Origin of the sequence: Inquilinus limosus DSM 16000 (assembly GCF_000423185.1) — a bacterium.
Classification (GTDB): Bacteria; Pseudomonadota; Alphaproteobacteria; order DSM-16000; family Inquilinaceae; genus Inquilinus; species Inquilinus limosus.
Map to the genome: position 1 here is coordinate 121,129 of NZ_AUHM01000025.1, position 7,943 is coordinate 129,071.

General features: G+C 71.3%; 9 protein-coding genes. All 9 read left to right on the top strand.

Annotated elements, in window-relative coordinates; all coding sequences use genetic code 11:
- The first annotated feature begins 4 nt into the window (after positions 1-4).
- A complete protein-coding gene (locus G537_RS0121725; RefSeq protein WP_026871911.1) occupies positions 5-1,096 on the top strand; it encodes an LLM class flavin-dependent oxidoreductase in 1,092 nt (363 codons plus the stop codon).
- A 25-nt stretch (positions 1,097-1,121) separates the two neighbouring features.
- Positions 1,122-2,066: an ABC transporter substrate-binding protein gene (locus G537_RS0121730; RefSeq protein WP_026871912.1), complete on the top strand. Its 945-nt coding sequence runs from the start codon at positions 1,122-1,124 to the stop codon at positions 2,064-2,066.
- Entirely contained in the window at positions 2,063-2,716 is a 654-nt protein-coding gene (locus tag G537_RS39200) for a flavin reductase family protein (protein ID WP_051248825.1), read from the top strand. The genes G537_RS0121730 and G537_RS39200 overlap by 4 nt, the downstream gene beginning before the upstream one ends.
- Positions 2,717-2,726: 10 nt before the next feature.
- Positions 2,727-3,281: an OsmC family protein gene (locus tag G537_RS0121740; RefSeq protein WP_026871913.1), complete on the top strand. Its 555-nt coding sequence runs from the start codon at positions 2,727-2,729 to the stop codon at positions 3,279-3,281.
- A 26-nt stretch (positions 3,282-3,307) separates the two neighbouring features.
- The gene (locus G537_RS0121745; RefSeq protein WP_026871914.1) at positions 3,308-4,321 is read left to right on the top strand and encodes an ABC transporter substrate-binding protein; all 1,014 of its coding nucleotides are present in this window, start codon (positions 3,308-3,310) and stop codon (positions 4,319-4,321) included.
- Between the two features lie 185 nt (positions 4,322-4,506).
- Positions 4,507-5,556 carry an ABC transporter substrate-binding protein gene (locus tag G537_RS0121750; protein ID WP_081688964.1) on the top strand — a complete coding sequence of 350 codons (1,050 nt, stop codon included), beginning with the start codon at positions 4,507-4,509 and terminating at the stop codon, positions 5,554-5,556.
- A complete protein-coding gene (locus G537_RS45100; RefSeq protein ID WP_026871916.1) occupies positions 5,543-6,565 on the top strand; it encodes an ABC transporter permease in 1,023 nt (340 codons plus the stop codon). The genes G537_RS0121750 and G537_RS45100 overlap by 14 nt, the downstream gene beginning before the upstream one ends.
- The gene (locus G537_RS0121760; RefSeq protein WP_026871917.1) at positions 6,559-7,356 is read left to right on the top strand and encodes an ABC transporter ATP-binding protein; all 798 of its coding nucleotides are present in this window, start codon (positions 6,559-6,561) and stop codon (positions 7,354-7,356) included. The genes G537_RS45100 and G537_RS0121760 overlap by 7 nt, the downstream gene beginning before the upstream one ends.
- A 346-nt stretch (positions 7,357-7,702) precedes the next feature.
- Positions 7,703-7,943 (top strand): helix-turn-helix domain-containing protein (locus G537_RS0121765; protein WP_026871918.1); only part of this gene is annotated, 241 nt, incomplete at its 3' end.

A 7,943-nucleotide genomic window follows, 5' to 3' on the forward strand; every position in this document is an offset into this window, starting at 1 on the left:
CGCCATGAGCGTCGAATTCATCGGTTTCATCGGCACCCGCGACTTCTCCGAGACCCGCCCGGCCTCCGGGCCGGTGGTCGACGTCTCCTACATCGAGACCGTCGCCCGGGCGCATGAGGCGGCCGGCTTCGACCGCGCCCTCGTCGCCTTCCACTCGACGTCGCCGGAAAGCATCCTGGTCGCGGCCCACGCGGCCTCGGTGACCGAGCGCCTCGGGCTGATGATCGCGCACCGGCCCGGCTTCACCGCCCCGACCCTGGCGGCGCGGCAGTTCGCGACGCTGGACCAGCTGACCGGCGGCCGCGTCGCCGTGCACATCATCACCGGCGGCGACGACGCCGAGCTGCGCCAGGACGGCGACTTCCTGACCAAGGACGAGCGCTACGCCCGCACCGACGAGTATCTCGGGGTCCTGCGGAAGATCTGGACCAGCGACGCGCCCTTCGACCACGAGGGCCGGTTCTACCGCTTCGAGCGCGGCTTCTCCGCCGTGAAATCGGTGCGGACGCCGCACATCCCGGTCTATTTCGGCGGCGCCTCGGACGCGGCGATCGCAGTGGCCGGCAAGCATGCCGACATCTACGCGCTGTGGGGCGAGACCCACGCCCAGGTGCGCGAGCTGACCGGCCGGGTGCGGGCCGCGGCGGCGAAGCACGGACGGCAGTTGCGCTTCAGCCTGTCGCTGCGGCCGATCCTGGCCGAGACCGAAGAGAAGGCCTGGGCCCGCGCCGACGCGATCCTGGAACAGGCGCGCGCGGTTCAGGACCAGACGGGCTACCGCCGCACCACCGAGCCCGCCAATGCCGGGTCGCAACGCCTGCTGGCTGCCGCCGCCCAGGGCCCGCGGTTGGACAAGCGGCTGTGGACCGGCATTGCCGCCCTCACCGGCGCCAAGGGCAACTCCACCGCCCTGGTCGGCACGCCGGAGCAGGTGGCCGACGCGCTGCTGGACTATTACGACCTCGGCGTCACCACCTTCCTGATCCGCGGCTTCGACCCGCTGGACGACGCCATCGACTACGGCCGCGAGCTGATCCCCCTGACCCGCAAGCTGGTCGCCGAACGGGCGCGGGCGAACGCGACGGCGGCGGAGTGAGCCGGCCCTACCTGGAGTTTCCAAAATGAAGCGCATCCTGGCCGGCCTCGCGCTGGCCCTGGCGACCGCCGGCGCCGCCCATGCCGAAACCGTGCTGCGGATCGGCGACCAGAAGGGCGACGCCCGGGCGGTGCTCGAGGCGGCGGGCGAGCTGTCGAATCTGCCCTACCGCATCGAATGGAGCGAATTCCCGGCGGCGGCGCCGCTCTTGGAGGCGCTGAACGCCGACGCGATCGACGCCGGCAGCGTCGGCGACGCGCCCTTCACCTTCGCCGCAGCCGCGGGGGTGCCGGTCAAGGCGATCGCCGCGATCCGGTCGAAGCAGGACGGCCTCACCATCGTCGTGCCCGGCGACTCGCCGGTGCGGGGCCTGCAGGGTCTGGTCGGCAAGAACATCGGCACCGGCCGCGGCTCGATCGGCCACCAGCTGATCCTGGCGGCGCTGGAACAGGCGGGGCTGCAGCCCGACGCGGTCAACATCGTGTTCCTGCTGCCGGCCGAGGCCAAGGCCGCCCTGTCCAGCGGCGCCATCGACGGCTGGTCGACCTGGGAGCCCTACACCTCGCAACTGGAGCTGCAGGAGGGCGCCCGGCGCGTCGTCACCGGCGTCGGCATCACCCCGGGGCTCGGCTTCTTCGTCGCCCGCCCCGACGCGATCGAGGCCAGGCGCGCGGCGCTGCAGGATTTCGTCGGCCGCTTGGCCCGGGCCCGCGCCTGGGGCACGACCAACTACCCCGCCTACGCCGCGAGCTGGAGCAAGCTGGTCGGCCTGCCGGAACAGGTGGCGCTGCAGTATTTCGCACGGCGCGACGTGCGCCCGGTGGCGATCGACGACGCGGTCGTCGCCGACGAACAGCGGACGATCGACCTCTACCTTCGCGCCGGGCTGATCCGGGCCGAGTTGGACGCGAATGACATCCTCGACCGGTCGTTCAACGACCCGGTGCTGGCGGAGCTGAACCGGAAATGAGCCTCGACACCCTTCTCGCCCTGGCCGGCGCCGGCCTGGAGCCTCTGGCCGAGGCCGAAGAAGCGGCGGTCAGCGGCGACGCCTTCCGCGGCGCCATGCGCCACCTGGCCGGGGCGGTCAGCATCGTCACCGCCGGGCGCGGGGCGGAGCGCAACGGCCTGACCGCCACCTCGGTCGTATCGCTATCCGTCGATCCGCCGACCGTGCTGCTCTGCGTCAACCGCTCGGCCTCCGCCTGGCCGCTGCTGGTCCGGCACGGCCATTTCGGCGTCAGCGTGCTGGCCGCGTCGCAGCGGGCGATCGCCGACCGCTTCGCCGGGCGCGGCGGCGAAAGGGGCGCGGCCCGCTTCGAAGGCGCGGACTGGGTCGAGCTGTCGACCGGCGCGCCGATCCTGGCCGACGCCCTGGTCGCCTTCGACTGCGTGCTGGAGGAGCGGATCGAGCGCCATTCCCACGGCATCCTGATCGGCCGGGTGCAGGCTCTGCACGGCCCCCCGCGGACCGGATCCCCTGCTCTACTGGCGCGGCACCTACGGTGCCATCCGGCCCGCGCCCTGACGGCGGGCCTTCCGCCCTCTCTCCCGATACGCCGCCGATGCTTGTTCCACCGCCGAGAAGGCCGGATCGCCGGCCTGCTCGTCACCCAGTGAGGACCCGAGGATGAGCACGCTGAACGAGTATCTCGGCCAGAAGCGCGAGGCGATCGCCGCCCGCCAGGCCCGTATCGCCGCCGGCGAGGCCGGCCCCAGGACGCTGACGGCGCGGGTGCGGGCCGAAGGACGCAGCGGCGTCCGCCGCATCCGCATCCGCGGCTTCCAGGTGATCAGCGACAGCGAGGCCGATTTCGCCGGCTACGACCTGGGCCCGAGCTCGCCGGAGCTGCAGCTCGGCGTGCTCGGCAGCTGCCTGACCCACACCTTCCTGATCCAGGCGGCCGCGCTCGGCGTGTCGCTCGAGTCGCTGGAGCTGGAGGTCACCGGCACGATCGATCCGCGCGCCGGCTCCCCCGGCTTCGAGGACGTGCCGATTTATCCGCACGGCCTCCGCTACGCCGTGTCCATCGCCTCTCCCGCTGCCGAGGCCGAGATCGAAGCCCTGCGCGAGGCGGTGGAGCGCAACTGCCCGATCCTGAACCTGCTGCGCCGGCCGCAGGCGATCGCCGGCGAGATCCGGCTCAACCAGGCCCAAGCGCCCGCCGCCGTGGCGGCGGAATGACCGCGTCGCGAAGAGGAGGACATCCCATGGCACGAACAGACCTGTCCCGCCGCGACCTGCTGCGCGCCGCCGGCCTGGCCGGGGCCGCGGCGCCGCTGGCCGGTCTCGGCACCGGCGTGTGGGCGCAGAGCGCCGCGGCGCAGCCGATCCCGATCCGCCTGTCCTGGAACGCCACCGCGGTCTGCGTGTCGCCGATCCCGGTCGCGGTGACCCAGGGCTTCTTCCAGAAGCACAATCTGGATGTCGAGCTGATCAATTTCGCCGGCTCCACCGACCAGCTGCTCGAGGCGATCGCCACCGGCAAGACCGACGCCGGCGTCGGCATGATCCATCGCTGGCTGAAGGCGCTGGAGCAGGGCTTCGACGTCAAGCTGACCGCCAGCCTGCACGGCGGCTGCTCGCGCCTGGTCGGCTCCAAGGCCGCCGGGGTGACGACGCTGGAAAGCCTGCGCGGCAAGGCCATCGGGGTCAGCGACATGGCCAGCCCGGGCAAGAACTTCTTCGCCATCTACCTGACCAAGCACGGCATCGACCCCGAGCGTGAGGTCACCTGGCGCCAATACCCCGCCAACCTGCTGGGCCTGGCTGTGGAGAAGGGCGAGATCCAGGCGATCGCCGACGGCGACCCGAACCTCTACCTGCTGCAGAAGACCCAGCCCGACCTGGTCGAGATCGCCACCAACCTGTCGGGCGAATACCGCGAGCGGGTCTGCTGCGTCCTCGGCATCGGCGGCGCCCTGATCCGCGACAACAGGCCGGCCGCGGCGGGGCTGAGCCGGGCCCTGCTCGAAGCCTCCGACTGGGTCCTCGCCAACCCCGAGGCGGCGGCCCTGATCTGCACCTCGATCGCGCCGAAGACCGGGGTGGAGGACCTGCAAGCCATCCTGAACACCATGACCTACGCCCACCACCCGGCCGGGAAGGAGCTGGAACGCGAGGTCGCGCTCTATGCCGACGACCTGAAGCTGGTCAACGTGCTGAGACCCAGCACCGATTCGGCCGCCTTCGCCGCCGCGGTCACGGCGGATGTGCTGTCCTAGGCCTTCCTCCTGTCATCGCCGGGCTTGACCCGGCGATCCAGGGCCACCCAGAGGGCTTCGGCATTTCTGGGATGCCAGGAATTAACTTATACATATTGTTGTTAATAAAATATATCTTGATCAATTTGTTATTGTTGAACACACTCCATCCGAACGCCGTCCATTCCAGACCTCGAGACCAAGGCATGACCGACCACCGGACAGCCTCGACGGCGCCCGTTTCCCCGATTTCCGGCTGCGGCACCGTCTCCCGCCGGAAGCTGCTGCGGGCCGCAGCTGCCGCCGGCGCCATCGTCCCCTTCGCGCTGCCGGGCGGCCGGGCCCTGGCCCAGGGCGCCGCGCCGCGCCGGCTGAAGCTGGCCTGGAGCCAGACCGCGGTCTGCCAGTCGCCGATCTCGGTGGCGCTGAAGCGCGACTTCTTCGGCAAATACGGGCTGGAGGTGGAGCACATCCAGTTCAGCGGCCCGACCGACCAGCTGCTGGAGGCGATCGCGACCGGGCACGCCGATGGCGGCATCGGCATGGCGCTGCGCTGGCTGAAGCCGCTGGAGCAGGGCTTCGACGTGCGGCTGGCCGTGGGCACCCATGGCGGCTGCATGCGCCTCCTGGCCCCGGCCTCCTCGGGCATCGCCAAGGTCGCCGACCTGCGCGGCAAGACCGTCGCCGTCACCGACCAGGCCAGTCCGGTGAAGAACTACTTCGCCATCCGCCTGGCCAAGGAAGGGATCGACCCGGACCAGGTCGATTGGCGGCAGTATCCGGGCGACCTGTTCGCCGAGGTGGTGAAGAAGGGCGAGGTCCAGGCCGCCGCCATCGAGGATCCGCACGCCTGGTTCCTGCGCGAGCGCGACGGCCTGACCGAGATCGCCACCAACCTGGACGGCGATGACGCCGCCAGGACCTGCTGCGTGCTGGGCATCCGCGGCAGCCTGCTGCGCGACGAGCCGGCGGTGGCGGCGTCGCTGGCCCGCGCCTTCATCGACGCCCAGCACTGGACCGCGGCGAACCCGGCCGAGACGGCGCAGATCTTCGCCCCCTTCGTTCCCGGCAATGTCAGGCCGGAGGATGTGGAGGCGATCCTGCGCAGCCACACGCACCAGCACGCCTCGACCGGCGCCCATCTGCGCGCCGAGCTCGCCGCCTTCACCGAGGATCTGAAGCTGATCCGCGTGATCCGCCCCGGCACCGATGCCGCCGAATTCGCCAAGGTGATCGCCCCCGATGTCCTCGCTTGACCAAAGCCTCGCCGGCGCGCCGCCGGCCTCCGCCGCGCGCCCCGCGCAGACGGACCGCCTCTGGACCGCCGGGCTGGTCGCCGCCGTCGCCTGGCTGGCGCTGGCGGCGCTGACCTGGCAATGGCCGAACCGCAAGGTCGGCTTCTCCGACTGGGCCTACACCGCCGAATTCGCGGCCGGCGTCGCCGTCCTCGCCGCCCTCCTCGCCGCCGCGGCGGTGCTGGGCCGGCGGCTGGGACCGGTCTTCGCCTGGCTCAGGCCCGCCGGGCCGTGGCTGGTCGTGCTGCCGGTGCTGCTCGCGGTCTGGGAGGTGGTGACGGCCAAGCTGGCCCTCCTCCCCGTCCCGTTCTTCGCCCCGCCGCAGGCGCTGGTCGAGGTCTATGCCGACGACTGGCTGCGGCTCGGCGACAGCCTGGTCAACTCGCTCTGGCTGCTCGCCAGCGGCTATGTCCTCGGCGCCGTCTCCGGCTTCCTGACCGGCGTCGCAGTCGGCTGGTCGCAGCGGCTCGGCTACTGGGTGCATCCGGTGCTGCGGCTCCTCGGGCCGATCCCGTCGACCGCGCTGCTGCCCCTCGCCTTCTTCTTCTTTCCGTCGAGCTGGGCGGCGGCGGTGTTCCTGATCGCGCTCGCCACCTGGTTCCCGGTCACCGTGCTGACCTGGTCCGGCGTCGCCAGCGTCGACCGCGCCTATTACGACGTCGCCCGCACCCTCGGCGCCGGCCAACGCTTCCTGGTGCTGCGCGTCGCCGTCCCGGCCGCCCTGCCGCATGTCTTCGTCGGCCTGTTCATGGGCCTCGGCGCCTCCTTCTCGGTGCTGGTGGCGGCCGAGATGATGGGGGTGAAGTCGGGCCTGGGCTGGTACCTGCAATGGGCCCAGGGCTGGGCCTCCTATTCCAGCATGTACGCGGCGCTGATCGCGATGGCGCTGGTGTTCTCCGGCCTGATCACGCTGCTGTTCCGGCTGCGCGACCGGCTCTTGGCCTGGCAGAAGGGGGTGGTGCGATGGTAGCGGCGGCAATCCAGGAGGCGCCCGAATCCCAGGCCCGGGGCGCGCGGATCGAGATCCGCGACGTCAGCCATCAGTTCGAGCTGGACGGCGCCACGCTGCCGGTGCTCGACCGGATCAGGCTGACGATCGAGCCGGGCGAGTTCGTCGCCCTGCTCGGCCCGTCGGGCTGCGGCAAGTCGACCCTGCTGCGGCTGGTGGCGGGGCTGGAGCCGCCGACCGCCGGCGCGATCCTCGCCGATGGTGCCGCGATCCGTTCGACCTCGCCCTCCCGCGTCGTGGTGTTCCAGGACCCGACGCTGTTCCCGTGGCGCACGGTCTGGGACAATGTCGCGCTCGGGCCGCAGGCGCAGGGCCTGCTGCGCAGCCGGCGCGGCCGGGTGGACGAGGCGCTGCGGCTGGTCGGCCTCTCCGGCTTCGGCCGTGCCTATCCGCGCCAGCTCTCCGGCGGCATGGCCCAGCGCGCGGCCCTGGCCCGCGCCCTGGTCAACGACCCCAGCCTGCTGATCCTGGACGAGCCGCTGGGCAAGCTCGATTCCCTGACCCGCCTGACCATGCAGGGCGAGCTGGTCGATCTTTGGCAGCGCCGGGGCTTCAGCGCCCTCCTGGTCACGCACGATGTCGAGGAGGCGCTGATCCTGGCCAGCCGGGTGATCGTGCTGAGCGACCGCCCGGCCCGGATCCTGGCCGAGATCGTCAACGACCGCCCCTATCCCCGGCACCGCGGCGATCCGCATCTGGCGGCACTGCGGCACGAGGCGCTGCGGCTGCTGGGCCTCGACGCCGGCTGGTAGGCCGGCGGGCTCGGGCGGGACAGCGGCAGGGTTGGGCCGTAAAGCAAAAGCCCTCGTCAGGAGACGAGGGCTTTGGACTTGGTTGCGGGGACCCGCAACCATCTACGCCTATGCGCGCTGGTGCACGATCATCGGACCGCCAGCCCGGCCGCAGCGGCGGGCAACCCGTCGATACAGACCACCCCGCGGCCTGATCGGTTCAACGCCGACGTTTCCCTCGATCCGATGTCGAGGAGCTGGCTGGGAACGGCTCTAGAGCACTTTCCGATCTTCAGGAATCGTGGGGGATTCCCGAAGGCTGGGAATTCTGATTCAAGATGCAGGCTGGTGAGGGAGGCCAGCTTGCATGACGCGACCTCTTTCGATGGACATCCGGGACCGGCTGGTTCGGGCGGTGGACGGCGGCATGACGCGGCGCTCTGCGGCCAAGCGCTTCGGGGTTGCCGCCTCGACGGCGATCAAGTGGGTTGAGCAGTGGCAGCGTACCGGCGCGGTGGCGCCGCGACCGCGGGGCGGTGATCATCGCTCGCAGCGGCTCGAGGCCCATGCCGAGGAGATCCTGGGGCTGATCGAGCAGACGCCGGACA

What these genes read in the sequence shown, in the direction of transcription:
- G537_RS0121750 (WP_081688964.1), top strand. Translation starts at nt 4,507, where the DNA reads ATGACCGACCACCGGACAGCCTCGACGGCGCCCGTTTCCCCGATTTCC.
- G537_RS0121760 (WP_026871917.1), top strand. Translation starts at nt 6,559, where the DNA reads ATGGTAGCGGCGGCAATCCAGGAGGCGCCCGAATCCCAGGCCCGGGGC.
- G537_RS39200 (WP_051248825.1), top strand. Translation starts at nt 2,063, where the DNA reads ATGAGCCTCGACACCCTTCTCGCCCTGGCCGGCGCCGGCCTGGAGCCT.
- G537_RS0121745 (WP_026871914.1), top strand. Translation starts at nt 3,308, where the DNA reads ATGGCACGAACAGACCTGTCCCGCCGCGACCTGCTGCGCGCCGCCGGC.
- G537_RS0121740 (WP_026871913.1), top strand. Translation starts at nt 2,727, where the DNA reads ATGAGCACGCTGAACGAGTATCTCGGCCAGAAGCGCGAGGCGATCGCC.
- G537_RS0121725 (WP_026871911.1), top strand. Translation starts at nt 5, where the DNA reads ATGAGCGTCGAATTCATCGGTTTCATCGGCACCCGCGACTTCTCCGAG.
- G537_RS45100 (WP_026871916.1), top strand. Translation starts at nt 5,543, where the DNA reads ATGTCCTCGCTTGACCAAAGCCTCGCCGGCGCGCCGCCGGCCTCCGCC.
- G537_RS0121730 (WP_026871912.1), top strand. Translation starts at nt 1,122, where the DNA reads ATGAAGCGCATCCTGGCCGGCCTCGCGCTGGCCCTGGCGACCGCCGGC.